This window comes from Janthinobacterium lividum (assembly GCF_011601275.1).
In the GTDB taxonomy this organism is placed as follows: Bacteria; Pseudomonadota; Gammaproteobacteria; order Burkholderiales; family Burkholderiaceae_D; genus Janthinobacterium; species Janthinobacterium lividum_E.
In genome coordinates this window covers 101,450-127,851 of the sequence record NZ_JAAOLY010000008.1, presented here as the reverse complement: position 1 = coordinate 127,851, position 26,402 = coordinate 101,450, and the positions used below count along the sequence as shown (strand labels likewise).

The following is a 26,402-nucleotide window of genomic DNA, read 5'->3' as shown; positions in this document are numbered from 1 at the left end:
TTGGGGTCAGACCCGGCGGGTCTGACCCCAGCATTACGCTGGCAAGGTACCTAACACCCGCCGCGCCGCAGCCTGCTCCGTCCAGTCATGGGGCACGACAAAACCGCGCGTACGCTCCACTTCCCATCCATCGACATTGTCCACCGCTGCCACCAGCACCGGTTGCGCCAGATCAAACAATTGCGCGCGCAAGGCATCGACGTCCAGCACTTCCACGTCGCGCCCCTTGAACGGCGCCAGCCATTGCAATCGGGGCAGCACGACGTAACGCTGCTGCGGCAATTGCGTTGGCGTGCACCAGAAGCCATGTCCATGTTCCTGGGAAATGCCGTCCATGCCTGGCGTGGCGCCTGCCGCATAGAACAGCCAGCCCTTGACCAGCGCCTGCGCCGCGCGCACGGGGTGCGCCAGCAGGCTTTGCGCGGCCGGATGGCGGGACAAGGCCAGTTGCTTGTCGAGAATTTTGCGCATCTTCAAGCCCAGGGTATCGGCCAGGTTCGGACCGATCAAGTGATTGAACACGCCAGGATCGGGCGCGCCTTCGAGCAGGTAGAACTTGGTGGCGAATTCCCAATGCAGCAACTCACTCCCGTCACGCAGCAGGAAATCGAACTCGCCCACCGTGTCGTTGCGGTTGACCTGCACCTGCAAGCCATGCGCTTGCAGCAGTCCATGCTGCTCAAAATAAAAGGCCAGCAGCTTTTCAGCGTACAGGCCCAGGCGGGAATAGAATTTCGGCCCCAGCGCCGCATCGAGCGGCGACGGATCATCCTGCAGCGCCGCCAGCCACGCCGCCACGGCAGGCGTGACGGGCGCGAGGCTGGCGATGCGCCCGCCCCAGTGGGGACTGGACGGATCCAGCAAGTCGGGCGAATCGAGCAGCCAGGCCAGCGCACGCACGCGGGGGTGCGTCAGATGTCCCCATCGGCGCTCGAAGCGGGCCTGAAAGCTGTCGACGGAGGTATCACCCACCGTGCGTGCTTTTCGCCAGGCACAGGTCGGCCCAGGCACGGGCCTTGGCCTTGCCCGTCTCGTCCTGCAGCAACATTTCCGGATGAAAGGTGGCCACGACGGACGCATTGCCCAGCTGGCGCACCTTGCCGCGCACGGGTTTTTCGCCGGAATTGATGCCGGCGGCGGCCATCGAACCTAGGGTGACGATGGTGCGCGGTTGCAGCAGGGCCAGTTCGCGGTCGAAGTACGGGCGGCAGGCGGCGGACTCGGCCTCTGTCGGCAGACGCTCCTGCCCGGCCTCGTCCAGCGGACGGCATTTCAGCAAGTGCGTGATGTACACGTGGCTGCCGGCGTCAACCTCGATGGCTTTCAGCATATTGTCGAGTAATTTTTCCTGTGCGCCCGGCAAGGCACGCCCTTCCCGCTCTTCCGCGCGCGAGGGGCTGCTGGCCAGCATCAGCCAATCGCCCTGGCGGTCGCCACGGCCCATGACGACGCCCTTGCGCGTCTTGCACAGGTCGCAGCGCGCGCACTTGGCCACGGCCGCCGTCAAGCCATCCCAGTCGAGGGCCGCGATATCGGCATCGCTCAGCTGCTTGACGGGCGGCGGTGGCGGCGCATCGTCGAACCAAGCCGTGTCGTCCGGCTCGGCGGCAGGAACTGGCGCAGCGGCAACGGCGGCGGGCGCTTCGGCCTTCACCTCGACCTTCGCCTCGGCAGCCACCTCGACGACCGCCTGGGTGACCACTGTGGCCACGGCGTCAAAGGCTTCAGCCACGGGTGGCGCCACGGCCGCTTCCATCTCCACGGGCGCTTCGACGACGGCGTCAACAGCTTCGGGTGCAACACCCTGGCGCAAGCGCCACAACGGGCCGACGCCCATTTCATCGAGGAAAACGGCGCTGCGGCTCATAAGGTATAACGCATCACGATGGCGTCCTCACGTTGCGAATTGGCGGCAGGATAATATCCCTTACGCCGGCCGATCTGTTCAAATCCATAACGCTGGTAAATATCGAGCGCGCGCACGTTCGACGGACGCACTTCCAGCAGCATCGATTCCATGCCCAGCTGGCGCGCGCAGGCGCAGGACTGGTTCAGCAGGAAACGCCCCAACCCCTGTCCCTGGATGGCGCCCTCGACGGCCACGTTCAGCAAGTGCGCTTCATCGACCACCAGCATCAGCAAAAAGTAGCCGAGCAAGGTGCCATCCACGTCGCGCAAGACCCAGCCAGGGTAGCCGCTCTTGAGGGAATCGACAAAGTTGCCATGCGTCCACGGATGCGGATACACGCGCTGTTCCAGCGCCAGCACCTCAAACAGGTCCGCTTCCACCATCGGCTGATAGTCGAGGCGCAGCAAGTCCCAAGCTGCAGCGCTGTCCTTGTCCTGGCCCCCTACACTCATTGTGCCGACTCCGCAGCAGCCTTGGCGGCCTGCATGTCGAGGCGTTCCGCGCTCGTGTAGGCGATCTTGTTGCGCAAGTACAAAGGCTGCGCCTCGGCCGCCGTCACGAACTGACCGGCCGCAAAGGCGATGCGCGCCAGCTGCGCCACTTGCACGGCGTGCGGCATGATGGCCGCGTCCGCGCTGGCGGCGCATGGCAGCGTCGCCAAGGCATCGGCATAGGCCGCAAAACCGTTGCCGCAAGCGGTGACGTCGCCTTGCGGCGCTACGCCGGCAGGCGCACTCAGGGCCGGTGGCGCAACAATCTGCAAGCCATCCTGGTAATCATATTGCGCCCAGTACACTTCGCCCATGCGGGCGTCGAGCACGGTGACGATGCGCTGCGCGCCATGCTGCTGGTGGCATGCGAGCGCCATGGCGTCGAGCGTCACGACGGGCACGACGGGCAGGTTGGCGCCATAGGCCAAGCCTTGCGCGATGCCGCAGGCCGTGCGCACGCCCGTAAACGAGCCAGGGCCGGAGCCGTAGGCGATGGCGTCCACGTCCGCCAGGGCCACGCCCGCTTCGGCCAGCAATTCCTGCACCATGGGCAGGATGGACTGGGAATGGGTACGCACGCCCGACGAGGCGCGGGACAGAACGGCATCGCCGCGCAGCAAGGCGCAGGAGGCGAGTTCGGACGACGTTTCAATAGCAAGTAAGGTGGGAAGTAAGGTAGGCATGGCGTATTTTAACCTGTGCCTGTACGTTATTACAGTACGCAGTGCGTACCGCCGCTGCCGCATTGCACAACACTCTCTCTGGCACGGCTATAATGGAAGGCTGGCTGGTGGCAATGCCGCAGCCGGCCCTCGTTCCCACTCTTGCCCTGGTCCGCTCCGTGAATCCACTTCTTGCTAAACTGCAACCATATCCTTTTGAAAAGCTGCGCCAGCTGTTTACCGGCGTGACGGTCAATCCCGATTACGCGCCCATCAGTCTGGGCATGGGCGAACCCAAGCACCCGACGCCAGCCTTCATCGAGCAGGCATTGACCGACAATATCCATGGCCTGGCCAGCTATCCGACCACCATCGGTTCGGAAGCCTTGCGCACCGCCATCGCCGGCTGGCTCGAGTGCCGCTATGGCATCCCCAAGCTCAATCCTGCCACGCAAATCCTGCCCGTGAACGGTTCGCGCGAAGCGCTGTTTGCGCTGGCGCAAACGGTGATCGATCCATCGGCCGGCTCGCTGGTGATCAGCCCGAACCCGTTTTACCAGATCTATGAAGGCGCGGCCTACCTGGCCGGCGCCGAACCGTATTTCGTCAATTCCGACCCGGCGCGCAATTTCGGCTGCGACTACGACAGCGTGCCTGCATCCGTGTGGGAAAAGGTCAAGCTGCTGTTCCTGTGCTCGCCAGGCAACCCGACGGGCGCCGTGCTCACCCTGACGGACTGGGAACACCTGTTCGCCCTGTCCGAGCGCTACGATTTCGTCATCGCCGCCGACGAGTGCTATTCCGAGATCTATCACGGCGACACGCCGCCGCTGGGCGCGCTGCAGGCGGCGCACATGCTGGGCCTGTCCACCATCGAGCGCCCGTATGCGCGCCTGGTCGTGTTTTCCAGCCTGTCGAAGCGCTCGAACGTGCCGGGCATGCGCTCGGGCTTTGTCGCCGGCGACGCGGAAGTACTGAAAAAATTCCTGCTCTACCGAACCTACCACGGCGGCGCCATGAGCCCTGCCGTGCAGGCGGCCTCCGTCGCGGCCTGGAACGACGAAACCCATGTCGAGGAAAATCGCGCCAAGTACCGCGCCAAGTTCGACGCCATCACGCCGCTGCTGCAATCGGTGATGGATGTGCAATTGCCGGACGCCGGCTTCTACCTGTGGGCCGACGTCAGCCGCACGGGACTGTCCGACACCGAATTCGCGCAACGCCTGTACGCCGAATATAATGTGACGGTATTGCCTGGCAGTTACCTGGCGCGCGACGCGCACGGCATCAATCCGGGCCGCAACCGCATCCGCATGGCCCTCGTGGCCGAAACAGCCGAAGGGCTGGAAGCCGCGTTGCGCATAGTAAAATTCTGCCAGCAGCTTTCCGCATCCGCATCAACCAACTAGATAAACAAGACATCATCATGAGCCAACAACTGCAAACCATCATCGACCAGGCCTGGGAAAACCGCGCCGAGATCAATCCAGGCAACGGCACGGCCGAACTGCGCGACGCCGTCTCCCACGTCATCAATGGCCTGGACAACGGCAGCATCCGCGTGGCCGAAAAAACCACGGGCGACTGGGTCGTCAACCAGTGGGTCAAGAAAGCCGTGCTGCTGTCGTTCCGCCTGGAAGACAACGTCGTCCTGCCGTCCGACGGCACGATGCAGTTCTATGACAAGGTCCCGACCAAGTTTGCCAATTACACCAAGGAAGACTTCGCCAAGGGCGGCTTCCGCGTGGTGCCGCCAGCCGTCGCCCGCCGCGGCAGCTTCATCGCCAAGAACGTCGTGCTGATGCCGTCCTACGTCAACATCGGCGCCTACGTCGATGAAGGCGCCATGGTCGACACCTGGGCCACCGTCGGTTCCTGCGCGCAGATCGGCAAAAACGTCCACCTGTCCGGCGGCGTCGGCATCGGCGGCGTGCTGGAACCAATGCAAGCGAACCCGACCATCATCGAAGACAACTGCTTCATCGGCGCCCGTTCGGAAATCGTCGAAGGCGTCATCGTCGAAGAAAATTCGGTCATCTCGATGGGCGTGTACATCGGCCAGTCGACCAAGATCTACGACCGCGCCACGGGCGAAGTCACCTACGGCCGCGTGCCAGCCGGTTCCGTCGTGGTCTCGGGCAACCTGCCTTCGGAAGACGGCAAGTACTCGCTGTACTGCGCCGTGATCGTCAAGCGCGTGGATGCAAAAACCCGCGCCAAGACCGGCATCAACGAGTTGCTGCGCGGTATTTAATCACTGCGCCGCAAGGCGCACGCAGTACCCTGAATGTCCCGCTTCGGCGGGACATTTTCGTTTCCGAATGGCAACTTCAATCGTCGCGCAGCCATCGTCCATCCTGTCCTATACTGGATGGCATGAATACTCCTCCCGTCTTGATCGTCGGCGCCGGTCCTACCGGTCTCATGCTTGCCTTGCGCCTGGCGCGCCATGGCGTCGATTGCCGCATCATCGACAAGAACAGCGGTCCGGGCCAGGCGTCGCGGGCCATGGCCGTGCATGCGCGCACGCTGGAGTTTTACCAGCAGCTGGGCTTTGCCGATGAACTGGTCAGCCTGGGCATCAAGATCAACGCCATGCACATCCACGAAGGCGGCGAGGAGCTGGTGAAACTGGCGCTGGGCGAAATCGGCGAAGGCCTGAGCCCCTACCCTTTCGTGCTGAGCCTGCCCCAGGACGAGCATGAACTCTTTCTGATCAGCAAGCTGGCGGCGGCCGGCGTGCACGTGGAATGGAATGTCGCGCTGGACCTGTGGACGCAGGACGATAGCGAAGTGCAAGCCATCCTGCTCAAGGACGGCGAACGACAATATTGCACGTTTAACTATATTTTCGGCTGCGACGGCGCCCGCAGCAAGGTGCGCGAGATCGCCGGCTTCGAGTTCTCTGGCGGCACCTACGACCACCTGTATTACGTGGCCGACGCGCTAGTGGCTGGCAAAAATACGGATTTGCACGCCCACCTGGGCGCGAACTCATTTGCGCTGATGCTGCCCGTGCGCACCAGCGGCATGCAGCGCCTGATCGGCATCCTGCCCGACCGCCCCGATGGCGCGCCGGCGCCCGTCTTCGACGACGTGCGGGAATCGGTGCAAACCTTGCTCGGCATCGAAGTCGAACACGTGAACTGGTTTTCCACGTATAAAGTGCACCACCGGGTGGCCGGGCAATTCCGCGAACGGCGTTGCTTCATCCTCGGCGACGCGGCCCATTTGCACAGCCCCGTGGGCGGCCAGGGCATGAACACGGGCCTGGGCGACGCCGTCAACCTGGCGTGGAAACTGGCGCAAAAGCTGCGCGGACAAAGCAACGACGCCCTGCTCGACACCTATGAAAGCGAGCGCATCGTGTTTGCCCGCAAGCTCGTCGCCACCACCGACCGCGCCTTTCAGGCCATCGTCGCGCAAGGCATCGCCGGGCAATTCCTCCGACGCTGGCTGGTGCCGCACGCGCTACCCTTCCTCTCGGGCTTCGCGCGGGCGCGCCGTCTGCTGTTCCAGACCGTGTCGCAGATCCAGATCAGCTATGAAGACAGCGCCCTGTCCGCCGGCCACGCGGAATACCTGCGCGGCGGCGACCGCCTGCCGTGGTTTTCCGACGGCACGCAAGACAATTTTACGGCCCTGCGCAGCATGGATTGGCAATTGCACATCTATGGCGAAGCGGCGCCCGAATTGCTGGATGAAGCGCGCGTGCTGAAATTGCCCGTGCATTGCTACACCTATAACGTGGCCGCCAAGCTGGCGGGACTGGGCCGCGACGCGGCCTACCTCGTGCGCCCCGACGGCCACATCGCGCTGGCCCTGCACCTGCAGGAAAGCGGCGCCCTGCGCGCCCTGGCCTTGCGACTGGGCCTGCATTTCGGTCCGGCGGAGTCGGGCAAGGCGGCGCCGCGGCCTGTGTAGGGGAAATCAGCGGGCCTTGTTGCACTGCCGCATCGACTGCGCATCGACTGTATAATGGCGGCTACCATCGCATTTTTCCCTGGCGCAAGCGCCGCGATCAAGCGAACCGCATTCATTCCCCTTAGCCCTACCCATGACGACCATTACACTCTACGGTATCCCCAACTGCGATACCGTCAAAAAGGCCCGCACCTGGCTGGCCGCGCAGCAACTCGATTTCACCTTCCACGACTTCAAGAAGCAGGGCCTGGAACGCGCCACGGTCGAAGCGTGGCTGGCGCAATTGCCGTGGGATGTGCTGGTCAACAAAAAAGGCACGACCTGGCGCGCCCTGTCCGACGAACGCAAGGCCGCCATCGTCGACGCGGCCAGCGCCTTGGAACTGATGCTGGAAAACCCGTCCATCATCAAACGCCCCGTGCTGGACAAGGATGGCCAGTTCAGCGTGGCGTTTTCGGATGCGCAGTACAAGACCATTTTCTCGTTGTAACTCCCTAGTTGACCACCGGAACGATGTTGCCGGCACGACCTTACCCATGACCACCTCCAAAACCCTCGCCCTGACCGAAAAACTGATCGCCCTGTCCTCGGTCACGCCCGACGACAAGGGCTGCCAGCAGCACCTGATCGACATCCTCACGCCGCTGGGCTTTGTCTGCGAGACGATACAGTCGAACGACGTCACCAATCTGTGGGCGCGCCGTGGCACGACTTCTCCCGTGTTCGTCTTTGCCGGCCATACGGACGTGGTGCCGACCGGCCCCGTCGAGCAATGGCGCTCGCTGCCCTTCATTCCCACCCACCGCGACGGCAAGCTGTACGGCCGTGGCGCGGCCGACATGAAGACGTCGATCGCCGCCATGGTGGTCGCTTGCGAGGAATTCATCGCCGCCACGCCCGATCACACGGGCTCGATCGCCTTTCTGATCACCAGCGATGAGGAAGGCCCGGCCACGGACGGCACCGTCATCGTGTGCGATAAATTGAAAGAGCGGGGCGAGCAGATCGACTATTGCCTGGTGGGCGAGCCGACGTCGAGCGCGCAGCTGGGCGACATGATCAAGAATGGCCGCCGCGGTTCGCTGTCGGGCCGCTTGACGATCAAGGGCGTGCAGGGTCACATCGCCTACCCGCACCTGGCGAAAAACCCGATCCACGAAGCGGCGCAGGCGCTGGCCGATCTGGTCGAGGAAAAATGGGACGCGGGCAACGAGTATTACCTGCCGACGTCGTGGCAAATGTCGAACATCAACGCAGGCACGGGCGCCAACAACGTGATTCCCGGCGACATGGTGATCGATTTCAATTTCCGTTTTTCCACGGCCAGCACCGCGGAAAACCTGCAGGAAAGAGTCCACGCCATCCTCGACAAGCATGACTTGGAATACGATTTGCAATGGACCCTGAGCGGCTTGCCCTTCCTCACGCCACGCGGCACCTTGAGCGATGCGCTGTCGTCCGCCATCCTGGAAGAAACGGGCATCGCGACGGAGCTGTCGACCACGGGCGGCACCTCCGATGGCCGGTTTATCGCGCAAATCTGCCCCCAAGTGATAGAATTCGGGCCGCCCAATGCCAGTATTCACAAGATCGACGAACACATCGAACTGCGCCACATCGATCCCCTGAAGAATATTTACCGGCGCACGCTGGAGCATTTGCTGCCCGTCTGAACCAGCACCGAGGCCCGTCACGGCGGGCCAGAACACCGTCTTTTCGAGAATGCCATGACCCCGAACCCGTTTTCCACGCCACGCGACCTGCTGCGCTACGCCGTTACCCGTTTTAATACCGCCAAGCTGTTTTTCGGCCACGGCAGCGCCGAAGCGTTCGACGAAGCGGCCTATCTGATCCTGCACACGTTGAAGTTGCCGCTCGATAAGCTCGAACCGTTCCTCGACGCCAAGCTGCTGCCGTCGGAAGTGGCCAGCGTGATGAGCGTCATCGACCGCCGCAGCATCGACCGCGTGCCGGCCGCCTACATCACCAAGGAAGGCTGGCTGGGCACCTACAATTTCTACGTGGACGAGCGCGTGATCGTGCCCCGCTCCTTCATCGCCGAGCTGATCCCTGAATACTTCTCGCCATGGGTGGCGGAGCCGGAAGCGGTGGAAAACATCTTGGAACTGTGCACCGGTTCGGGCTGCCTGTCGATCATGATGGCCGACGCCTTCCCGAACGCCGCAGTCGACGCCGTGGACATTTCCGCCGACGCGCTGGCCGTGGCCAAGCGCAACGTCGACACCTACAAATTGCAGGACCGCGTCACCCTGATCGAATCGGACCTGTACACGAACGTGCCGGCCAAGAAATATGATTTGATCATCAGCAACCCGCCATACGTGAATTCCGCGTCGATGGGCGCCCTGCCCCAGGAATACCTGGCCGAACCGCAAATCGCCCTCGACGGCGGCAGCGACGGCATGGACCTGGTGCGCAAGATCATCGCCGGTGCGGCCGAGCGCCTGACGGACGACGGCATCCTGATGATTGAAATCGGCAACGAGCGCGAATACGCGGAAGCGGCCTTCGGCGAGCTGGGCCTGACCTGGCTGACGACGAGCGCCGGCGACGACATGGTATTCCTGCTGACGGCCGAGCAACTCAAGCTGGCTTGATCGACTTGGCAAGTCAGATTACGCCCTTCGGGCTAATCCGACCTACCTGAATTTTACGGCGCGGGTTCATTCCCAGCCTTTACAAAGAAAAAAATGATACGTTTCCTACAAGTAAGCCTGATGCGCGGCATCAAACCGTTGCTCGAACAAGTCGACGTCACCCTCAATCCGGGCGACAAGATCGGCCTGATCGGCGCCAATGGCGCGGGCAAATCGAGCCTGTTCGCCATGATGCGTGGCGAATTGCACCCTGACCAGGGCGAAATCGATTTCCCGGCAAAATGGCGCGTGGCTTACGTGGCGCAGGAAACGCCGCCGCTGGACCGTGCCGCGCTCGACTACGCGATCGATGGCGACATCACCCTGCGCAAGCTGGAAGCGGAACTGGCGCGCCTGGAATCGGAACCGGCCACGTCGGAAAACGGCATCGCCATCGGCGAAATCTACAGCGCGCTGGCCGATGCCGACGCGTATACCGTGCAGTCGCGCGGTGAGCAATTGCTGCTGGGCCTGGGCTTTACCCTGGACCAGATGCAGCAACCGGTGGCGAGTTTCTCGGGCGGCTGGCGCATGCGTTTGAACCTGGCACAAGCGCTGATGTGCCCATCCGACCTGCTGCTGCTCGATGAACCGACCAATCACCTGGATCTGGACGCCATCATCTGGCTGGAAGACTGGCTCAAACGCTACGCCGGCACCTTGCTGATTATTTCCCATGACCGCGACTTCCTCGATGAAGTGGTCAACGTGGTCGTGCATATCGACGAGCGCAAGCTGAAGCGCTATTCGGGCAACTATTCGAGCTTCGAGCGCCAACGCGCGGCGCAGATGATCCTGGCCGCCGGCGCGCTGGAAAAGCAGCAACGCAAGCGCGCCCACCTGGAATCGTTCGTGAACCGCTTCAAGGCGCAAGCTTCGAAGGCCCGCCAGGCGCAAAGCCGCATGAAGGCGCTGGCGAAGATGGAAGAGCTGGCGCCGTTGCGCGCCGCCGCCGAATTCTCGTTCGAATTCCGCGAGCCTTTGAGCGCGCCGAACCCGCTGCTGGTGATGGAAGACGTCGATGCGGGCTACAAGATCGAGAACGAGGCGACGGGCGAAATCACGCATAAAACCATCGTCAACGGCATCAAGTTTTCGCTGCAGATCGGCCAGCGTATCGGCTTGCTGGGCCAAAACGGCGCCGGCAAATCGACCCTGATCAAGACCATCGCCGGCGAACTGATGCCGTTGACGGGCGACGCCACCATGGGCAAGGGCCTCAACATCGGCTACTTCGCCCAGCACCAGGTGGAAATGCTGCGCCACGACGAATCGCCGTTGTGGCATCTGTCGAAGATCGCACCGACCGTGCGCGAGCAGGAACTGCGCAATTTCCTGGGCGGTTTCAACTTCCCCGGCAACATGGTGACCGCCTCGATCGCACCGTTCTCGGGCGGCGAAAAAGCCCGTCTGGCGCTGGCCCTGATCGTCTGGCAGCGTCCGAACCTGCTGCTGCTCGATGAACCGACCAATCACCTGGATCTGGAAACGCGCGAAGCGCTGACGGAAGCGCTGGCCCAGTTCGAAGGCACCCTGGTCGTCGTGTCCCATGATCGCCACTTGCTGCGCGCCACCACGGACGAATTCATCATCGTTGCCGACGGCAAGCTGCAGCCGTTCGACGGCGACCTGGACGACTACAAGGATTGGCTGTTCAAGACCAAGCTGGGCAAAGGCACGGACGTGCTGCCGGCCGCCGGCAAGGCCAACAAGACCGACTTCCCCGTCGTGTCGCCAGTAGCGGCCGCCGCGCCAGCCGCGCCCGTGCGCGACAAGCGCAAGGAAGCGGAAGAGCGCCAGAAAACGGCCGCCCTGCGCAAGCCGATCGAAAACAAGATCAAGCGCCAGGAAGAGCAAATCGCCAAGCGCAATGCACAAAAGGCGGAAACCGACGCCAAGCTGGGCGAGCCGACCATCTATGATGCCGCCAACAAGGCGAAATTGAAGCAACTGCTGGCCGACCAGACCTTCTTTACCAAGGACCTGGCACAGCTGGAAGCGGAATGGCTGGACTTGCAGGATCAGCTGGAAAAGCTCGGCTAATTCAGTAGCGACAAAAGACGACTCCCGGGTCGTCTTTTTTTTAGGCCGCCTGCAGGGGGCTGGGGCTGCGGATCGCCATCAGGCGGTCGATGTCGACGAGGATCAGGCGGCGCCCCGCCACCGTGCCCAGACCCAGCAGGTAATCGGCTTCCGCCGCGCTCAGGCCTGACACGGCGGCGATGTCGCTTGGCGCCAGACTGACGATATCGGTGACGCCATCGACCACCATGCCCATCACGCCATTGCTCAGCTGCAAAATGATCACGTCGGTGGCCGGGTCGGGTGCGTTCTGGGCGCTGCCGAACGCGGCGCGCATGTCGACGATGGGGATGATCACGCCGCGCGAGACGGCCACGCTGTGCAGCACCTCCCCTTCCGTAGAAAAACGGTCGAGTTCCGTCAGCGGACGCAATTCCCGCACGCAGCCGTAGTCAAGGCCGTATTCCAGGCCGCCCAGCCGGAAGCTCAAGTACTGCGTCAGATATTGCGCGGTTGCGGCGCCAGGCGTGGTCGTGGGCTGCATGGTGTTCCTTTCATCCGGTAAGCGCTGCCAGGATGCGCAGTGGCGCAACGTTGGCCCCATGCTAACCAGCATCGCCGCAAGCGGCGTTGAGAAACATCAACTTTCCCGGAAGACATCATCTGCAGGCTTCCCCGCCCTTGCGCCGGCGCAGCCATCTTCCCTTACAATACCCACATCATCCCCCAACAGGCAGGCCATGCAACACCTCGTCAACCCCGCTGAAGTTGAATTTTCCGCCATCCGCGCCCAAGGCCCGGGCGGGCAGAACGTCAACAAGGTCTCCAGCGCCATCCATTTGCGCTTCCCCATCGCCGCCTCGTCGCTGCCGGAAGCGTACAAGGAGCGGCTGCTGGCCCTGCGCGACAGCCGCATCAGCAAGGATGGCGTGCTGGTGCTCAAGGCGCAGCAATCGCGCAGCCAGGAACAGAACAAGGAAGAAGCGTTGCGGCGCCTGCAGGAAATCATCGACAGCGTGACCTTCCTGCCCGCCGTGCGCCGCGCCACCAAGCCCACGCGCAGCTCGCAGCGGCGCCGCCTCGACAGCAAGAGCACACACAGCGTGCTGAAGCAGTCACGCGGCAAGGTCACGGACTGATTACGGCGGCGGCTGGTAAGTCCAGTCGAGACTGCCCGTGCTGTCCGCAAATACGGGCTGCGTGGCCGGCGTGGCGCTGCGCAGCAAGGCCTTGATTTCTTTCGGCGGCCGGTCGTAGACCTTGGCCGGCCCGGGCGGTACGACCAGGGCGCGCACCGTCGTCTCGCCATCGATCAGGCCCAGGCTGCAGCGCGACTGGCCCGCCGTCGCCTGCCGCTCCTGACGCAGTTGCGCCACCAGGGCCAGCATCTGTGCGTGCAGGATTTCCGACTGTTTCACTTCCACGCGCAGCCGCGCCACCTCTTTCAGGACGGGAGCGATGCGCGCGGCCAGCTTGTCGTACTGCACCTGCTGCGTTGGCTGCAGCTGCAATTCGCCGCGCCGCAGCTGGCCCGCCAGAGTCAGATAATTACGCACCTCAGGCAATTGCGCGATGGCGTCGATTTCCTGCTGGCGCTTGTACTGCACCTGCAGGAATTGCGCCGCCTTCGCCATGCTTTCCGCGATCTTTTGTTCCAGCGCGCTCAGGTCGGGCACCAAGGGAAACAGCAGCATCTCCACTTGCTTGCGGGGGCCGGCGCTGCCGATGCGGATGGTGCGCGCCGCCACGGCGCAGCCTTCGGCCAGCTCGATGACGACCTCGTCGGCGATGATCTCGCAATTGCTGGCGCTGTCGATCACCACGCGCGTGCCGGCGATGACGCAGCTTTCCGCGCGCTTCACGTGTACTTCACCGCTCAGCGCCTGCAGCACGGAACCGGATGCGACTCCCTCGACGCGCACGTCGCCGTGTTCATTAAAAGCCGTGCCGCCCACCAGGTTACGGTGCAACAAGATCAAGCCGCCATGCGAGTGCAGATGGCCATATACGTCGCCATGGATGGTAATGTCGCTGCCGTCGAGCTGGCGCTGCTCCTGCACTTCGCCATACTCTTCGTAGGCGGCGCGAAGCTTCAGATTGCCCGTGGTGCGGCTGCTGACGCCTTCGCGGCTGACGATCTTGTTTTCGATCGACATCTTGCCGTGCTCATCGACATTCACATAGCCATCCTGGGTGGCGACGAGGAAATCGCCATCGCTGAAATGCTCGACCGCCGTGCCTGGCCCCGCCACCGTGGCCAGGTCCAGTTCCAGCGGCGCGGGCGGCGGCAGCGCCTTGCCGGCCAGGTCATAGCCAGGCAAGCCAGGCGTACCGGGCAGCAGACGCAGCAGGCGCGCGTGTTTTTTCACTTGCGGAAAGCGATTCTTGAAGCTGAGCAAATCGAGGCGGCCATCGGAGCGTTCGCGCGGCGCATCGTCGCGATGGATGCCTTGCGACACTTCGACCAGCTGGGCGTCGCGCCCCGGCTGCGGCGGCAGCACCCGCGCCACCGTGATGCGCTCGGCCTTGCCGCTGGCGAGCATGGCGCGCACGGCCACGCTATCGATGCCGTAGTGCACGCCCTTGCACCACAGGTCGGCCACCAGCTCGTCAAACTCGCGGCACGCCGGCACCTGGCCGTCCGCGTCCGCAGGCAAGGCTTCAAAGTAAAACTCGGCACTGTCGCCACGGATCTTGACCTGTTTGTACAGCGCGCGGCGCGCGGCCGGGAATGGCGCCACGCGCACGGCGATGCGCAGCAAGGCGTCGCCCTTGGGCGCGGCGCGGGGAGTGGGAGCATGGAACAGGGTCAGCAGGAACAAACCGTAGTCAAGGCCGGCCAGTAACTTCCCCGACTGGAACAGCTGGTCGACGGCGGCGCGCAGCTGCGCCGGCGCCAGCGACATGTCAAGGCACACGCCCTCTTCGCGCTGGACCAGGCCGAGCGGCAAGCCGCCTGCGGGAGCCGCATCAGGAACGGGTGTGTCGTCGTCGCTCACCACTTGCCTCCCCAAAAACCGAGAATTGCCTCATTGCGTTAGAACAATATCACGGGGCGGGGCCGTGTGCCTGACTGAGCAATACAAAGGGGGGGCAAATGCAAACAGGGCCATGTCTTGCGAGATGGCCCTGTCGGATGGGGTTGTACACCGCCTAGCGGCGCGGCGGATTCGAGTAGATGTCCTGGCCCACTTCGTTGATCTGGCGGCGCAGGTCGCGGCGTTCATCGGGCGTCATGCGGCCCGTGCGGCGCGAGGCGTCGGCACCTTCGTTGGCGCGGCGCTGCTCTTCGGCGCGCGTGTCAAAACTGCGTGCGTCACGCTGTTCGCGCAAGCGCGTATCATTGCTGTTGCTGCGCTGAACCTGTTCATACCGCTGGGCCTGCATTTGCTGCTGGTCGTCACGGCGTGGCGGCGGCTGGTTTTGCGCTGACGCCAGGCTGGCGGCAAACACGGAACAAATGGCAAAGGCGGACAGCACGGTCGTACGTGCGGCAAAAGCTGCGCTGGGAGCGGCGTGAATTTTTTTAGTAAAGATATTCATTGAGTTCCTCTTCCGCGATGCCGTATAAACTAAAGCTGATTTCCACTGTGGCCCCAGTGTATGATGCTTTACACGGTGCAGTAAGAGTAATTGGGTAAAGTTTGTAACACTTTGTAATGGGTCGCCACAGCCCCTTGCCGACGCCGCGCGAGGCGTTACTATAGCAACTAATATAAGATAACACGACACCCTAAATGACCACAACCTCCACTTCCGGCAGCAATACAACAACGCAATCGATCCACGGCCACCAGGCAAAAATCATGGTGGTCGATGACGATGTGCGCCTGCGCGACCTGCTGCGGCGCTACCTGACCGAACAAGGCTTCAATGTCTTCACGGCAGAGAGCGCGACGGCCATGAACAAGCTGTGGCTGCGCGAACGCTACGACCTGCTCGTGCTCGACCTGATGCTGCCCGGTGAAGACGGCCTGTCGATCTGCCGCCGCCTGCGCGGCGCGGGCGATCAGACGCCGATCATCATGCTGACGGCCAAGGGCGAGGACGTGGACCGCATCGTGGGCCTGGAGATGGGTGCCGACGACTACCTGCCGAAACCGTTCAATCCGCGCGAACTGGTGGCCCGCATTGGCGCCGTACTGCGCCGCAAGGGTCCCGATGAAATCCCGGGCGCCCCGTCGGAAACACCGCAAACCTTCGAATTCGGCGACTTCGTGCTGGACCTGGGCACGCGCACGCTGAAAAAGAATGGCGAAACGGTGCCGCTGACGACCGGCGAGTTTTCCGTGCTGAAAGTGTTTGCCCGCCATGCGCGCCAGCCGCTGTCGCGCGAGAAACTGATGGAACTGGCGCGCGGCCGCGAATACGAAGTGTTCGACCGCAGCCTGGACGTGCAGATTTCGCGCCTGCGCAAGCTGATCGAACCCGACCCGTCGAGCCCGCTGTTCATCCAGACAGTGTGGGGCCTCGGCTACGTCTTCATCCCGGACGGACAGCCGCGCTGATCGCAGGCGAGGCATGATGAAGCTTGTTCCCGATATCAGCCTGGCGCGGCTGAAAAGCGGCCTGTTCTGGCGTACCTTTTTGCTGCTGGGTACTTTGACCACCGTCAGCATGATCACCTGGATCGGCATGATTTCCGTCATCCAGCGCGAGCCGCAGGCGCAGCAGATTTCCGCCCAGATCATTTCCGTCGTCACCATCACGCATGCGGCATTGACGCACTCGGCTCCCGAGCTGCGGCGCGAGCTGCTGTTCGACCTCGTCAGCAATGAAGGCATCCGCATCTTCTCTCTGGAAGAGGACGACCGCATCGAGCCGCCGCCCGACAATTACCTGATGCCCGAGATCGAGGCGCTGGTGAAGGCCAAGCTGGGCAAGGACACGCGCTTTTCCGCGCGCGTCAATGGCGTGGCCGGCTTCTGGGTCAGCTTCAAGATCGACGACGACGAGTACTGGCTGATGCTGGACCGCGAACGTCTGCGCGGCTTGACGGGCTTCCAGTGGCTGGGCTGGGCCAGCCTGGTGTCCCTGCTGTCGCTGCTGGGCGCGGCCATCATTTCCAGCCTGATCAATCTGCCGCTGTCGCGTCTGACGGCGGCCGCGCGCGACATCGCCAAGGGCAAGCAGCCGGCGCCGCTGCCGGAAAAGGGCCCGATCGAAATCATCGAGGCGAACCGCAGCTTCAATCAGATGGTCGATGATCTGAAACAGGTGGAATCGGACCGCGCCGTGATCTTGGCCGGCATTTCGCACGACTTGCGCACGCCGCTGGCGCGCATGCAACTGGAAGTGGAAATGGCCAACCTGTCGGACGAGGCGCGCGAAGGCATCCAGTCCGATATCGGGCAAATGGACGCCATCATCGGCCAGTTCCTCGACTATGCCAAGCCGACGGAAGCGTCGAGCTTTACGGACGTCGACCTCAGTGGCTTGCTCAACGACATGACGCGCGAAGCGATGCGCCTGCCGGACGTGAAGATCAACGCCACCATCGCCGACGGCGCGCATGCAATGGGCAACCCCACCGACCTGCGCCGCGTGCTGAACAACCTGATCGAGAATGCGCGCCGCTATGGCAAGACGCCGGGCAGCGACGTGACGGAAATCGACATCGCCTGCCAGGTGCGCACCAGCCACGGCGCGAAAAAGGTGATCATCGAAGTGCAGGACCACGGCACGGGCGTGCCGGCAGAAAAGATCGAGCAGCTGATGAAGCCGTTCACCCGCCTCGACACGGCGCGCGGCCAAGCCAACGGCGCCGGCCTGGGCCTGGCCATCGTCGACCGCGTGCTGCTGCGCCATGGCGCCGAATTGCAAGTGCGCAACCGCGAAGGCGGCGGCCTGGCGTTTCAGATCAGTTTGCCGGCGGCGTAGGTCGGATTAGCGGGAACCGCGTAATCCGACAAGAATAGCCAACAATGTTGTCGGATTACGGCCTGCCGGCCTAATCCGACCTACGCCGTTGATGCCTGCTCCGGCGCCAGCAATTTATTCATCAGCAATTCCGTCGCCCCGTAGCCGTACAGGGAATCGCTTTCCATGCCGGGCGTATCGAAGGGGATCGATTCCTCGCGGTTCAGCTTGGCAGGGTCGGCGTCCGCATAGCTGGCGCGCCAGGCGCGCTGCAGCGATTCATTGCGTCGGATAAAGGCCGGCATGGGCCAGGCGTCGCGCTCCCAGTGGCGGCTGTCGCCCAGCAGGGGCCAGCGCTCGTTGAGCAGGGCCATGTCGCCCGTACGCAGGCGGCGCACGGCCTGTTCCGGCCGCAAGCCTTCCAGCTCTTCCAGCGTAGGCAAGCTGTCGCGCTTCGGCCCGAACATATACGCCAGCATGATGCGCCCGGCAGGCGCCCTGCGCGCCACCACGCCGACGGCATAACCGCCGCCCGGCAGGGGCACGGCAAACCAGCTGCCTTCTCGGTATGGTAATGATTTCATTTCTGCAGACTCCCCCAAAATCGTGTTCGGGGCACAGTCTACGCGAAGCAAAGGTTAAATGGCGCATGGTACGCCACAACAACAAACCAATAGTTACAATATTTTCTCGTCATAGTGATACTGAGCAACAATCGGCCCCGCCTTGAACAGCGCCTCCTTCATGGCCGTGTCCAGGCGCGCGTCGCGGCGGCGCATCCATTCGAGCAGCATGGCCGCTTCCTTGCGGCTCGTGTCGCCCGCATGCGCGAGCACGCGGCGCAGTTCCGGGTCCGTGCACGCTTCGAAGCGCTGGCTGTTCAAGTCCAGCGCCTGCAGCGCGGCGATGGTGGCGCCGATGGCGCGGTGCATGTCGAGCGCGGTGGCCGGCAAGCCGGATTCTTCCAGTGGGACGGTGGTCATGCGCATTCCTTTTCGCGTGGTGGTGACATCGGCTGCATTCTCCACCGCGCGGGCGAAAAGCTCAAGCGTCCACGACACGTTTCCACCCGTTCGGCCATAATCATGGCTCAGCAATAGCCTAAACCTCAGCGGCAGGAGCCCCATGTTCAATTTCGACTTTTACAATCCGACGCAAATCCTCTTCGGCCAGGGCCAGATCGCCGCCATCACGGCGCTGATCCCGCCGCAAGCCAGAGTGCTCATGACGTATGGCGGCGGCAGCATCAAGCAGAACGGCGTCTACGATGAAGTCAGGGCGGCGCTGGCCGGGCATACGATGATCGAGTTTGCCGGCATCGAACCCAATCCCAGCTATGAAACCCTGATGCAGGCCGTGGCCCTCGTGAAAAGCGAGCGCATCGATTTCCTGCTGGCCGTCGGCGGCGGCTCCGTGGTCGATGGCACCAAGTTCATCGCCGCGGCCGCCCTGCATGAGGGCGAGGCGTGGGACATCCTGGCCAAGGGCGGCAAGATCGTCGAGGCCGCCCTGCCCTTCGGCACCGTATTGACCTTGCCGGCCACGGGGTCCGAAATGAATGGCTCGGCCGTGATCACGCGCAAGGCCACGCAGGAAAAGCGCTCGTTCATGAGCCGCAAGGTGTATCCGAAATTCTCCGTGCTGGACCCGTCGAAAACGTTCACCTTGCCGCTGCGCCAGGTCGGCAATGGCGTCGTCGACGCGTTTGCGCATGTGATGGAGCAATACCTGACCTACCCTGTAAACGCCTCCGTGCAGGACCGCTTTGCCGAAGGCATCCTGCTGACCCTGATCGAGGAAGGCCCGAAAGCGCTGTCGCACCCGGATGACTACGACGTGCGCGCCAACGTGATGTGGAGCGCCACCCTGGCCTTGAACGGCCTGATCGGCGTGGGCGTGCCGCAGGACTGGTCCACGCACGCCATCGGCCATGAATTGACGGCCTTGTACGAGCTCGACCACGCGCAGACCCTGGCCATCATCCTGCCCAGCATGCTGCGCGTGCGCAAGCAGGCCAAGCGCGCCAAGCTGCTGCAATACGCGGCCCGCGTCTGGGGCCTGGATGGCGGCGACGAGGATGGCCGCATCGAGGCAGCCATCGCGCGCACGGAATTCTTCTTCCGCCACATGGGCGTCAAGACGCGCCTGGCCGATTATGGCCTGAACCATGCGAGCGTGGACGCCGTCGTGTCCGCCCTGGAAGCGCACGGCATGACGGCGCTGGGCGAACAGCGCGAAGTGACGCCCGCCGTCAGCCGCAAGGTGCTGGAACTGAGTTTGTAGTTTCAACCGACACTGTTGTAAAACGGTCAGCCAGCGGGACAGCTGGCCGTGCTTCATGCTAAGCTGTCATTTCGCTAGGGGTCCTGGAGCAGTCATCCGGGTGAGAGATACCCTTCGTACCTGATCTGGATAATGCCAGCGAAGGAAAGCGCAAAGTACCTCCCTCCTTTGATAGCTCCTGCGTTGGCGCCAGCCGAACAAGCAGCCTGCCGTGCTCTTCTTCAAGAGACGGCTTGAACCACGAGCAATCTATGTCCACACCGAATTTATCCGTTTCTGTTTTGACCCTGGCGATCCTGCACGCGTTTGCCGCACCAGCCATTGCCGCGAACGACGCCGCCGAAGCCGCCGACCCGCAGGCCCAGAGCATGGCAGAAGTCGTCGTCACGGCCAGCAAGGCGCCGGCTGCCAAACGCGCCTCCGTGGGCGGCTTTTCCGACGCGCCGCTGCTGCAGACGCCGGCGTCCGTCACCGTCATTTCGCAAAAAGACATGCAAGACTTGCAGATCCGCAATCTCAGCGATGCCGTCAAGCTCGACACCAGCATCAACGACGCCTACAACGCCGTCGGCTATGCGGAACAGTTTTCCATCCGCGGCTTCAAGCTCGACAACAATTCCAGCTACCGCAAGGATGGCGTGGCCATTCCTGGCGACACGCAAATTCCGCTGGAAAACAAGGAACGCATCGAAGTACTGAAAGGCCTGGCCGGCTTGCAGGCAGGCGTGGCCGCGCCGGGCGGCGTGATCGACTTCATCGTCAAGCGCCCCACCGCCGCACCGCTGCGCACCGTCACCGTGGAAACGCGCGAACGGGGCACCTTGTATGGTGCCGTCGACTTGGGCGGCCGCCTGGAAGACACGCGCTTCGGCTACCGGGTCAACGTGGCCGCCGAGCGTCTGCGTTCCTACATCAAGGGCGCGGACGGCAACCGCAAGTTCATTTCCGGTGCCTTCGACTGGCAAATCTCGCCGCAAGCCCTGCTGCAGATCGATGCCGACTACCAGGACAAGGCGCAGGCGACGGCGCCCGGCTTCCAGCTGCTGAACAATAAAACTTTGCCGACCGGCATCAGCGCCGACGCCATGCTCAACCTGCAGCCGTGGACGCGTCCCGTGGAAACCGTCACCAGCAATCTCGGCCTGCGCTTCCAGTACGCCTTCAATGACGACTGGCGCGCCACCCTGTCGGCCAACCAGCACTCGTTCAAGCGCGACGACTACACGGCCTTCCCGTACGGCTGCAGCGCGCAAGACCTGTACCCTGGCTTCTGCGGCAATGGCGACTACGACGTGTATGACTACCGCAGCCTGGGCGAAACGAAAAAGCCGCTGAGCGCGCAAGCTATGATCCAGGGCAAGTTCGCCACCGGTTCCCTGCGCCATGAATTCACGGCCGGCGTCTCGACCTTCCGCCGCAAGGACCGCGCGGGCCTGTACGTGTACGACTGGGCTGGCGTGAGCAACATCTACCACCCGCAGATCGTCGACATGTCGACGGGTGTGCAAGGCCCCGTGCGCCTGGTGCGCAAGGATACGGAAAACTCCGTCTTCGTGCAGGATATCGTCAGCCTGGCCCAAAACTGGAAGCTGCATGGCGGCTTGCGCCATATCGACGTCGACGGCTACCAGTATGTGCTGAAGGCCGACAAGGAAGTGCGCGCCAAGCACGATTTCCTGTTGCCCAACGTGTCGCTCGTCTACACCCCGCTCGACAATATCTCCGTGTACACGGCCTATTCGCAGGGCATGGAACATGGCGGCACGGCCGACCGCAAGGCGATGAATGCCAACGAGGAACTCACGCCCAGCCGTTCGAAGCAGATAGAACTCGGCGTCAAAATGGATGTGACGCCGGACTTCATGGTGGCGGCCAGCCTGTTCCAGATCCGCAAGGGCCTGGAATTCCAGAATGCCGCAGGCTACTTCGTGCGCGAAGGCCAGGCCCAGCACCGTGGCCTGGAATTGTCGGCCCAGGGCAAGGCATCGTCCAACCTGAGCCTGGGCGCCTCCGTGACGGCCCTGAACAGCCAGCAGTCAGGCACGGGCAATGCCGACCTCGATGGCAAGCGCGTGCCCAACGTGCCGGCCTTCAAGGCAGCCGTGCATGCGGACTACGCCGTGCAGCAGGTGGCAGGCTTGAGCGTGAATGGCAGCTGGGAATTTGCGGGCAAGAAAGCGTTTGAGTACAACAACACGACCTTCGTGCCGTCGTATAACGTGTTCAACCTGGGCGCCGCCTGGGCCACACGCATCGCCGGCACGCGCGCCGTGCTGCGCGCCAGCGTCAACAACGTGGCCGACAAGTTCTACTGGCGCGACGTGACGCCGGAATCGGACGGTTATATGTATCCGGGCGCCAGCCGCACCTTTAAAGTCTCAGCGCAGTTCGACTTTTAATTGAGGGAAATGGCAGGCGCTGCAGCTAGCGCCTGCTGTAACAAAGGCGCCGCCTGCTCCAGGCGCGCCTCCAGGCTGTCGTGCAGCACGTGGTACACAATGCCGCGCGCGTCGAGCTCATCGAGCAGGTAGCGGTAGATCAGCTGGCGCACGGCTTCCGATTCGCGCTGCAAGCCGTCGGCTACCCACGGGCTGTCGGGTGCCGTCACCAGGGTCAGATCGTACTGCGTGGCATCGGCCAGCGCCGCCAGCTGCGCATCGGCGCCATTGAAATAATGGCGGCTGTAGACGACCGTCATCAACGGCGTCGTGTCGCAAAACAGGAAGTTGCGCGCTTGCGCGGTAGCTATCGCCTCGCGTTCGACTTGCGTGCGCGCAATGCCATACTGATCGGCCGCGACGGGCACCCTGCCCTGCATCTCGACAAATTCACGTAAATACTCGGGCACCCAGACGGTACCGTAGCGTTCGGCCAGGGCGGCCGCCAGAGTCGACTTGCCCGACGACTCCGCGCCCAGGATGGCCACGCGCACGCAGTGTCCCATCACTTGAGGACCATCGCATCAGGCGCGGCCGGCGCCGACTTTCTCCACGCCAGCAAGCCAATGATGGCCATCACGACGAAGAACGCATACAGCACGGCGGTCAGGGTCAGGCCCTTGTGCACATACAGCCACACATACAGCACGTCGACGACGATCCAGGCGATCCAGTTTTCCAGCTTCTTGCGCGACAGCAGGAATTGCCCCACCAGGCTGCCTGCCGTAAGGAAACCGTCCGCGTGGGGCACGTCCGTGTCCGTCGTCGTCAGCAGCCAGGCTATGAGCAGGAAGCCGACCAGCCAGCCGGCGGCGCAGGCCAGCCAGCCGCGTCCATTCAGACGTGTGACGGGCAAGGTCTTGCCGCCGCTGGCCGGATGCAGCCACTGGTACCAGCCCCAGAATGAGACGCTGATGAACAGCAGTTGCAAGGCCATGTCGCCATACAGGCGCGACTCGAAAAACACGAAACCGTAGGCGGCCGAGGAAATGATGGCGAACAGCCACGCCCAGTGATTCTGGCGGATGTTCAGCGCAACGGTTGTCAGTGCCAGGACAAAGGAAATCAGTTCAAGCGGCGTGGTGGCAAAACCCAGCAGGAGAAGCGTATCGTTCATGGGAATCGTGATGAGGCTGGTGGTGCAGTATGCAATACCGGACATGAATAAGCAAGATGACTGCCCCCAAGCGTAGAGACGTATTCATGGCAGCTGATAAAACGAAAATTAATGGAAAGAAATTAAGTTATTTTCATCCTTTTATGGCAACATTGAGAAGTTCTTACTTTACGCATGCAAAGTAAGAACAATGCAAACACCCCGACATCAACAGCATTGTCTTGTCAATATTAACTACGAAAGGTGAACATGCGACGTATTGCATTGATTTTAGCGACATTAAGCAGTGGTGCGGCACAAGCCGCCTGGTACCCTATCATCTCGGGCTACAGCAATGTAGTAACCGTCAGCTATGGCGGCAGTTCTGTGTCCTATCAAGAGAGTGCCAATGCCGCCAATGGCAAACTGTATCAATTTACAAATGACATGAGCATGATTCATCGTAAATTTGAAAATACGCTTAATCATGTCATTGCTACCGAGGTGGGAAAACAATCAGGCGCGAGCTTCAGAAACGGCACTATCAGCGGCAACCTGCATGCTCGCATGCAACCCAGCGCTCCGAATACCCTTCTGATGAGTTTGGATGGAATAAATTACAGGGCGATTACGCATTTTTCCGGAAAAAAATTCGGTGTCATCAATGTCAATTGCGTCAATACCTTTGATGCCAATAACATCTCGGTTACGGGCCAATATGGCGCGAACGATGGCGTATTGCAGCCCAGTGTAGGCCTGAATTCCAGCGTGAATTCATCCACCGACTGCGACTCCAACCTCAGCTGGATCTTGCCTGTCGTGGGTGACCTGCTGGTCAATAAAGCCAGCGGCATCCTCGATAACCGGCTTGAAGCTGGCATTCGCGAAGCTATGGGCGAAGTAAAGGACAAACTACTGTATCTTCCTGATCCGGCATGGGGAATTGGCCTGCGCCGCCTTGTACCGACTCCGACGGGATTGACCTTGCCGGACGGCAGGCAGTTCGACATCGGTGAATACATTGGTAATAACCTGCCGTATTTGTTGGGTAATAGCCAGATTGATATACAGTTTGGTCGCGGCTTGAACGTCGACGTCAATCCGGGCAACGGCACGCCACGCAGCGGCAGCCAGGAGGCGAATGTCATGACCATTTCCATCGCCTCGCCTGCTATCGCGTTTACCGTCAAGCTGAGCCAGACAGCTAATGTCAGATGGCAATGGAAATGTCCGCCAAATTCACCGCGCTGCATCCAGCCGTGATCAGGCTTGCTTAAATAGGAGTACTCACGCCGTCTGCCATCGCCAGTTGGAGACGGCGCAGACTACTGCGCACGATCAGCTTGTGGAAAGGCCGTATCAGCATAATGTAGGCGCGCCCCACCCGGTTGTGGCAATGCACGACGCTGCTCACGGTCACGCTGCCATGGCGGCCTGCGTCGCGGTTGCGCAGCACCGAGAGGCGGAAATCGAGGTGGCTGTCATCCTCGCCCAGGATGATCTCGTCGTCGCTGACGGCATAGATGCGGAAGATGCCGATGCGCTTGCCGGGCCGCGCTTCCATCTGCTTTGCCGTGCGGATACCGAAGCGCGCCACGATGGCATCGCGCATCACCATCAGCTTGCGCGCCCAGCCCGGCTGCTTGCCCAACAGCTGGCGCGCCAGGCTCTGCATGTCCATCTGGCGCGCCGGCGCAGTGGGCAAATCGACGGCGTACGCGTCGGCCAGGTTGCTGCCGGGATACAGCGGGGCGATGCTGGCGCCGGGCGGCATGGCCACGGCACGTACCACGTTGTTCATCTCTTGCATGTGCTCTCCATGTGTTCAGTGATAACATGAGCATCATACACGACAATGTGAACAGCGATAACATAGAATGACGATAACGACTACCTATCATCACGGCAACCTGCGCGACACCCTGGTCGCCGCCACCATCGCGCAACTGGCGCAGCAGCACGACGCCACCCTCTCGCTGCGCGAGCTGGCGCGCACGGTGGGCGTATCAATCGCCGCCGTGTACCGCCACTTTCCCAGCAAGGAAGCGCTGCTGGCCGAGGTGGCAGCGGCCGGTTTCGCCAGCCTGATCGCAAAATGGGAAGCGGAATTGCCGCCGCAGGGCAGCCTGCCCTCCGAACAGCGGTTTCAGCTGCTGGGCCAGCAATACATCGAATTCGCCCTGGCCGCACCGGCCCACTACCGGCTGATGTTCGAGCACCAGGACGTGCGCCAGTTCCCCGCCCTGCTGGAAGCGGCGCAAGCGTGCTTCCAGTACGTGCTGCAGACGGCCGGCGCGGCCGTGCGCGAAGCGGGCCTCGACCCGCGCTGGGACAAGGCCGCCGCCAGCGCCGGCTGGTCGCTGGGCCACGGCTACGTGATGCTGCTGCTGAGCGGCCGCCTGGCCATGACGTACGGCGGCGATGAGCTGTCACCGGCCATGGTGCCGCGCTTTTTTCAGTTGCCGGTGCAGGCGCTGCGGCAGGCTGCCTCGCCAGGCGGGACAAGCGTCATACCGTCAAATTGACTTAGTTACCGGCAGACGCCACCTTCAGGAGCTTTTGACTCATGCACAACATATCGATAGACACGCTCTCCGTGATCGCCAGGCAATGCACTGCTGTCACGTGCCTGCAACGCTTTTGCCGACGCTTTGATATTGATCATCCCGCCCTGTCCGCGTTCGCCGCTCATGTGTGGAAACTGGCGCAGGTCGCGCCTGGGGATTTTGCTGCCTGGGAACGGGGCTTTGCGTCCCTGGCTGTGACGGGCATGGGAGATCCCTGGCCGGACGAGGTCCGCATGGCCATGCCCGGGCACCTGCCCGGCACGCTGGAAGAACTGGTGCAGCATGTGCTGGAAACGAGCGCCTGTACCTGGCATGGCGATGACCTTGCTGCAAGTCGGCGCCAGCTGGAAGCCGTCTTTGACATCTGCGTCCGGCATGATGTGGCCGTGCCGCAGCTGGAACACTACGTGCAGCACGATGCGGCGCTGCGCGGCGGCTGGGGGCCGACGCTCACGGACGAAGAAGTCAGGGCCTGGCAAGCCCTGATATAGCGC

27 protein-coding genes and 1 riboswitch are annotated in these 26,402 nt (G+C 62.5%); of the genes, 15 read left to right on the top strand and 12 right to left on the bottom strand.

Translation table 11 applies throughout. The features are described from left to right. Window positions 1–33 precede the first annotated feature (33 nt). From GYK42_RS14095 to tsaB, 4 genes are read right to left on the bottom strand one after another with little or no spacing between them, the layout of a single operon-like run. Complete coding sequence (locus GYK42_RS14095) at window positions 34–972, bottom strand: DUF1853 family protein (protein ID WP_346768095.1); 939 nt, start codon at window positions 970–972, stop codon at window positions 34–36. Continuing rightward, a complete protein-coding gene (locus GYK42_RS14090; protein WP_166448015.1) occupies window positions 965–1,867 on the bottom strand; it encodes a uracil-DNA glycosylase in 903 nt (300 codons plus the stop codon). Before GYK42_RS14090 ends, GYK42_RS14095 begins: the two co-directional genes overlap by 8 nt. After that, complete coding sequence (gene rimI, locus GYK42_RS14085) at window positions 1,864–2,361, bottom strand: ribosomal protein S18-alanine N-acetyltransferase (RefSeq protein WP_166448014.1); 498 nt, start codon at window positions 2,359–2,361, stop codon at window positions 1,864–1,866. Before rimI ends, GYK42_RS14090 begins: the two co-directional genes overlap by 4 nt. Beyond that, window positions 2,358–3,083 carry a tRNA (adenosine(37)-N6)-threonylcarbamoyltransferase complex dimerization subunit type 1 TsaB gene (gene tsaB / locus GYK42_RS14080; protein WP_166448013.1) on the bottom strand — a complete coding sequence of 242 codons (726 nt, stop codon included), beginning with the start codon at window positions 3,081–3,083 and terminating at the stop codon, window positions 2,358–2,360. The genes rimI and tsaB overlap by 4 nt, the downstream gene beginning before the upstream one ends. 158 nt (window positions 3,084–3,241) lie before the next feature. Between tsaB and dapC the strand changes: the two genes are divergently transcribed. The 7 genes from dapC (at window position 3,242) to GYK42_RS14045 (ending at window position 11,686) form a co-directional block, all read left to right on the top strand. Then, window positions 3,242–4,471, top strand: a complete 1,230-nt coding sequence (dapC, locus tag GYK42_RS14075) for a succinyldiaminopimelate transaminase (RefSeq protein ID WP_166448012.1) — start codon at window positions 3,242–3,244, stop codon at window positions 4,469–4,471. A 17-nt stretch (window positions 4,472–4,488) separates the two neighbouring features. Further along, window positions 4,489–5,316: a 2,3,4,5-tetrahydropyridine-2,6-dicarboxylate N-succinyltransferase gene (gene dapD / locus GYK42_RS14070; RefSeq protein ID WP_046683916.1), complete on the top strand. Its 828-nt coding sequence runs from the start codon at window positions 4,489–4,491 to the stop codon at window positions 5,314–5,316. A gap of 122 nt (window positions 5,317–5,438) precedes the next feature. After that, window positions 5,439–6,986 (top strand): FAD-dependent oxidoreductase, encoded by a 1,548-nt coding sequence (locus GYK42_RS14065; protein ID WP_166448011.1) that lies wholly within the window; start codon window positions 5,439–5,441, stop codon window positions 6,984–6,986. Window positions 6,987–7,119: 133 nt separating this feature from the next. Next, the gene (locus GYK42_RS14060; RefSeq protein ID WP_166448010.1) at window positions 7,120–7,476 is read left to right on the top strand and encodes an ArsC family reductase; all 357 of its coding nucleotides are present in this window, start codon (window positions 7,120–7,122) and stop codon (window positions 7,474–7,476) included. Window positions 7,477–7,522: 46 nt separating this feature from the next. Then, a complete protein-coding gene (gene dapE, locus GYK42_RS14055; protein ID WP_166448009.1) occupies window positions 7,523–8,659 on the top strand; it encodes a succinyl-diaminopimelate desuccinylase in 1,137 nt (378 codons plus the stop codon). A gap of 54 nt (window positions 8,660–8,713) precedes the next feature. Then, window positions 8,714–9,604 carry a 50S ribosomal protein L3 N(5)-glutamine methyltransferase gene (prmB, locus tag GYK42_RS14050; protein WP_166448008.1) on the top strand — a complete coding sequence of 297 codons (891 nt, stop codon included), beginning with the start codon at window positions 8,714–8,716 and terminating at the stop codon, window positions 9,602–9,604. Between the two features lie 93 nt (window positions 9,605–9,697). Continuing rightward, entirely contained in the window at window positions 9,698–11,686 is a 1,989-nt protein-coding gene (locus GYK42_RS14045; RefSeq protein ID WP_166448007.1) for an ATP-binding cassette domain-containing protein, read from the top strand. Window positions 11,687–11,726: 40 nt separating this feature from the next. Here the strand turns inward: GYK42_RS14045 and GYK42_RS14040 are convergent, their stop codons facing one another. Beyond that, on the bottom strand, window positions 11,727–12,209 hold the full coding sequence (locus GYK42_RS14040; RefSeq protein WP_166448006.1) for a chemotaxis protein CheW: 483 nt from the start codon (window positions 12,207–12,209) through the stop codon (window positions 11,727–11,729). 196 nt (window positions 12,210–12,405) lie between these two features. Between GYK42_RS14040 and arfB the strand changes: the two genes are divergently transcribed. Then, window positions 12,406–12,804: an alternative ribosome rescue aminoacyl-tRNA hydrolase ArfB gene (gene arfB / locus GYK42_RS14035; RefSeq protein ID WP_034749850.1), complete on the top strand. Its 399-nt coding sequence runs from the start codon at window positions 12,406–12,408 to the stop codon at window positions 12,802–12,804. Here arfB and GYK42_RS14030 read toward each other — a convergent pair whose 3' ends face one another. Continuing rightward, complete coding sequence (locus tag GYK42_RS14030; protein WP_346768094.1) at window positions 12,805–14,664, bottom strand: flagellar assembly protein A; 1,860 nt, start codon at window positions 14,662–14,664, stop codon at window positions 12,805–12,807. Between the two features lie 154 nt (window positions 14,665–14,818). Continuing rightward, entirely contained in the window at window positions 14,819–15,208 is a 390-nt protein-coding gene (locus GYK42_RS14025) for a hypothetical protein (protein ID WP_166448005.1), read from the bottom strand. 263 nt (window positions 15,209–15,471) lie between these two features. Here GYK42_RS14025 and ompR point away from each other — a divergent pair, with 263 nt between their 5' ends. Both ompR and GYK42_RS14015 read left to right on the top strand, forming a co-directional pair. Then, window positions 15,472–16,173: an osmolarity response regulator transcription factor OmpR gene (gene ompR, locus GYK42_RS14020; RefSeq protein ID WP_223278807.1), complete on the top strand. Its 702-nt coding sequence runs from the start codon at window positions 15,472–15,474 to the stop codon at window positions 16,171–16,173. A gap of 13 nt (window positions 16,174–16,186) precedes the next feature. Continuing rightward, window positions 16,187–17,545: a sensor histidine kinase gene (locus tag GYK42_RS14015; protein WP_166448004.1), complete on the top strand. Its 1,359-nt coding sequence runs from the start codon at window positions 16,187–16,189 to the stop codon at window positions 17,543–17,545. Window positions 17,546–17,625: 80 nt separating this feature from the next. On the opposite strand, the gene GYK42_RS14010 is transcribed toward GYK42_RS14015, so the two are convergent. Together GYK42_RS14010 and GYK42_RS14005 are read right to left on the bottom strand one after the other, a co-directional pair. Then, window positions 17,626–18,108, bottom strand: a complete 483-nt coding sequence (locus GYK42_RS14010) for an Imm26 family immunity protein (protein WP_166448003.1) — start codon at window positions 18,106–18,108, stop codon at window positions 17,626–17,628. Window positions 18,109–18,201: 93 nt separating this feature from the next. After that, window positions 18,202–18,507, bottom strand: coding sequence for a hypothetical protein (locus tag GYK42_RS14005; protein WP_034750230.1), 306 nt, complete (start codon window positions 18,505–18,507; stop codon window positions 18,202–18,204). 142 nt (window positions 18,508–18,649) lie between these two features. Here GYK42_RS14005 and GYK42_RS14000 point away from each other — a divergent pair, with 142 nt between their 5' ends. Next, the gene (locus GYK42_RS14000; RefSeq protein ID WP_166448002.1) at window positions 18,650–19,807 is read left to right on the top strand and encodes an iron-containing alcohol dehydrogenase; all 1,158 of its coding nucleotides are present in this window, start codon (window positions 18,650–18,652) and stop codon (window positions 19,805–19,807) included. 66 nt (window positions 19,808–19,873) lie between these two features. Further along, a riboswitch (TPP riboswitch) is annotated at window positions 19,874–19,971 on the top strand. An 87-nt stretch (window positions 19,972–20,058) separates the two neighbouring features. Beyond that, entirely contained in the window at window positions 20,059–22,206 is a 2,148-nt protein-coding gene (locus GYK42_RS13995; RefSeq protein ID WP_166448001.1) for a TonB-dependent siderophore receptor, read from the top strand. Here GYK42_RS13995 and GYK42_RS13990 read toward each other — a convergent pair. Both GYK42_RS13990 and pnuC read right to left on the bottom strand, forming a co-directional pair. After that, entirely contained in the window at window positions 22,203–22,751 is a 549-nt protein-coding gene (locus GYK42_RS13990) for an AAA family ATPase (protein WP_166448112.1), read from the bottom strand. The genes GYK42_RS13995 and GYK42_RS13990 overlap by 4 nt on opposite strands. Continuing rightward, window positions 22,751–23,362, bottom strand: coding sequence for a nicotinamide riboside transporter PnuC (pnuC, locus tag GYK42_RS13985; protein WP_166448000.1), 612 nt, complete (start codon window positions 23,360–23,362; stop codon window positions 22,751–22,753). The genes GYK42_RS13990 and pnuC overlap by 1 nt, the downstream gene beginning before the upstream one ends. A 249-nt stretch (window positions 23,363–23,611) precedes the next feature. Between pnuC and GYK42_RS13980 the strand changes: the two genes are divergently transcribed. Continuing rightward, window positions 23,612–24,604: a hypothetical protein gene (locus GYK42_RS13980; RefSeq protein ID WP_166447999.1), complete on the top strand. Its 993-nt coding sequence runs from the start codon at window positions 23,612–23,614 to the stop codon at window positions 24,602–24,604. 10 nt (window positions 24,605–24,614) lie between these two features. Here GYK42_RS13980 and GYK42_RS13975 read toward each other — a convergent pair whose 3' ends face one another. Further along, entirely contained in the window at window positions 24,615–25,151 is a 537-nt protein-coding gene (locus tag GYK42_RS13975; protein WP_166447998.1) for a DUF2867 domain-containing protein, read from the bottom strand. A gap of 67 nt (window positions 25,152–25,218) precedes the next feature. On the opposite strand from GYK42_RS13975, the gene GYK42_RS13970 reads away from it, so the two are divergent. Then, complete coding sequence (locus tag GYK42_RS13970) at window positions 25,219–25,866, top strand: TetR/AcrR family transcriptional regulator (protein ID WP_166447997.1); 648 nt, start codon at window positions 25,219–25,221, stop codon at window positions 25,864–25,866. Window positions 25,867–25,907: 41 nt separating this feature from the next. Then, on the top strand, window positions 25,908–26,399 hold the full coding sequence (locus GYK42_RS13965) for a hypothetical protein (RefSeq protein WP_166447996.1): 492 nt from the start codon (window positions 25,908–25,910) through the stop codon (window positions 26,397–26,399). Window positions 26,400–26,402: the final 3 nt, after the last annotated feature.

Coding starts and splice junctions, on each gene's coding strand:
- GYK42_RS14090 (WP_166448015.1), bottom strand. CDS start 1,867: ATGAGCCGCAGCGCCGTTTTCCTCGATGAAATGGGCGTCGGCCCGTTG.
- rimI (WP_166448014.1), bottom strand. CDS start 2,361: ATGAGTGTAGGGGGCCAGGACAAGGACAGCGCTGCAGCTTGGGACTTG.
- tsaB (WP_166448013.1), bottom strand. CDS start 3,083: ATGCCTACCTTACTTCCCACCTTACTTGCTATTGAAACGTCGTCCGAA.
- dapD (WP_046683916.1), top strand. CDS start 4,489: ATGAGCCAACAACTGCAAACCATCATCGACCAGGCCTGGGAAAACCGC.
- GYK42_RS14065 (WP_166448011.1), top strand. CDS start 5,439: ATGAATACTCCTCCCGTCTTGATCGTCGGCGCCGGTCCTACCGGTCTC.
- GYK42_RS14060 (WP_166448010.1), top strand. CDS start 7,120: ATGACGACCATTACACTCTACGGTATCCCCAACTGCGATACCGTCAAA.
- dapE (WP_166448009.1), top strand. CDS start 7,523: ATGACCACCTCCAAAACCCTCGCCCTGACCGAAAAACTGATCGCCCTG.
- prmB (WP_166448008.1), top strand. CDS start 8,714: ATGACCCCGAACCCGTTTTCCACGCCACGCGACCTGCTGCGCTACGCC.
- GYK42_RS14045 (WP_166448007.1), top strand. CDS start 9,698: ATGATACGTTTCCTACAAGTAAGCCTGATGCGCGGCATCAAACCGTTG.
- GYK42_RS14040 (WP_166448006.1), bottom strand. CDS start 12,209: ATGCAGCCCACGACCACGCCTGGCGCCGCAACCGCGCAATATCTGACG.
- arfB (WP_034749850.1), top strand. CDS start 12,406: ATGCAACACCTCGTCAACCCCGCTGAAGTTGAATTTTCCGCCATCCGC.
- GYK42_RS14025 (WP_166448005.1), bottom strand. CDS start 15,208: ATGAATATCTTTACTAAAAAAATTCACGCCGCTCCCAGCGCAGCTTTT.
- ompR (WP_223278807.1), top strand. CDS start 15,472: ATGGTGGTCGATGACGATGTGCGCCTGCGCGACCTGCTGCGGCGCTAC.
- GYK42_RS14015 (WP_166448004.1), top strand. CDS start 16,187: ATGATGAAGCTTGTTCCCGATATCAGCCTGGCGCGGCTGAAAAGCGGC.
- GYK42_RS14010 (WP_166448003.1), bottom strand. CDS start 18,108: ATGAAATCATTACCATACCGAGAAGGCAGCTGGTTTGCCGTGCCCCTG.
- GYK42_RS14005 (WP_034750230.1), bottom strand. CDS start 18,507: ATGACCACCGTCCCACTGGAAGAATCCGGCTTGCCGGCCACCGCGCTC.
- GYK42_RS14000 (WP_166448002.1), top strand. CDS start 18,650: ATGTTCAATTTCGACTTTTACAATCCGACGCAAATCCTCTTCGGCCAG.
- GYK42_RS13995 (WP_166448001.1), top strand. CDS start 20,059: ATGTCCACACCGAATTTATCCGTTTCTGTTTTGACCCTGGCGATCCTG.
- GYK42_RS13990 (WP_166448112.1), bottom strand. CDS start 22,751: ATGGGACACTGCGTGCGCGTGGCCATCCTGGGCGCGGAGTCGTCGGGC.
- pnuC (WP_166448000.1), bottom strand. CDS start 23,362: ATGAACGATACGCTTCTCCTGCTGGGTTTTGCCACCACGCCGCTTGAA.
- GYK42_RS13980 (WP_166447999.1), top strand. CDS start 23,612: ATGCGACGTATTGCATTGATTTTAGCGACATTAAGCAGTGGTGCGGCA.
- GYK42_RS13975 (WP_166447998.1), bottom strand. CDS start 25,151: ATGCAAGAGATGAACAACGTGGTACGTGCCGTGGCCATGCCGCCCGGC.
- GYK42_RS13970 (WP_166447997.1), top strand. CDS start 25,219: ATGACGATAACGACTACCTATCATCACGGCAACCTGCGCGACACCCTG.
- GYK42_RS13965 (WP_166447996.1), top strand. CDS start 25,908: ATGCACAACATATCGATAGACACGCTCTCCGTGATCGCCAGGCAATGC.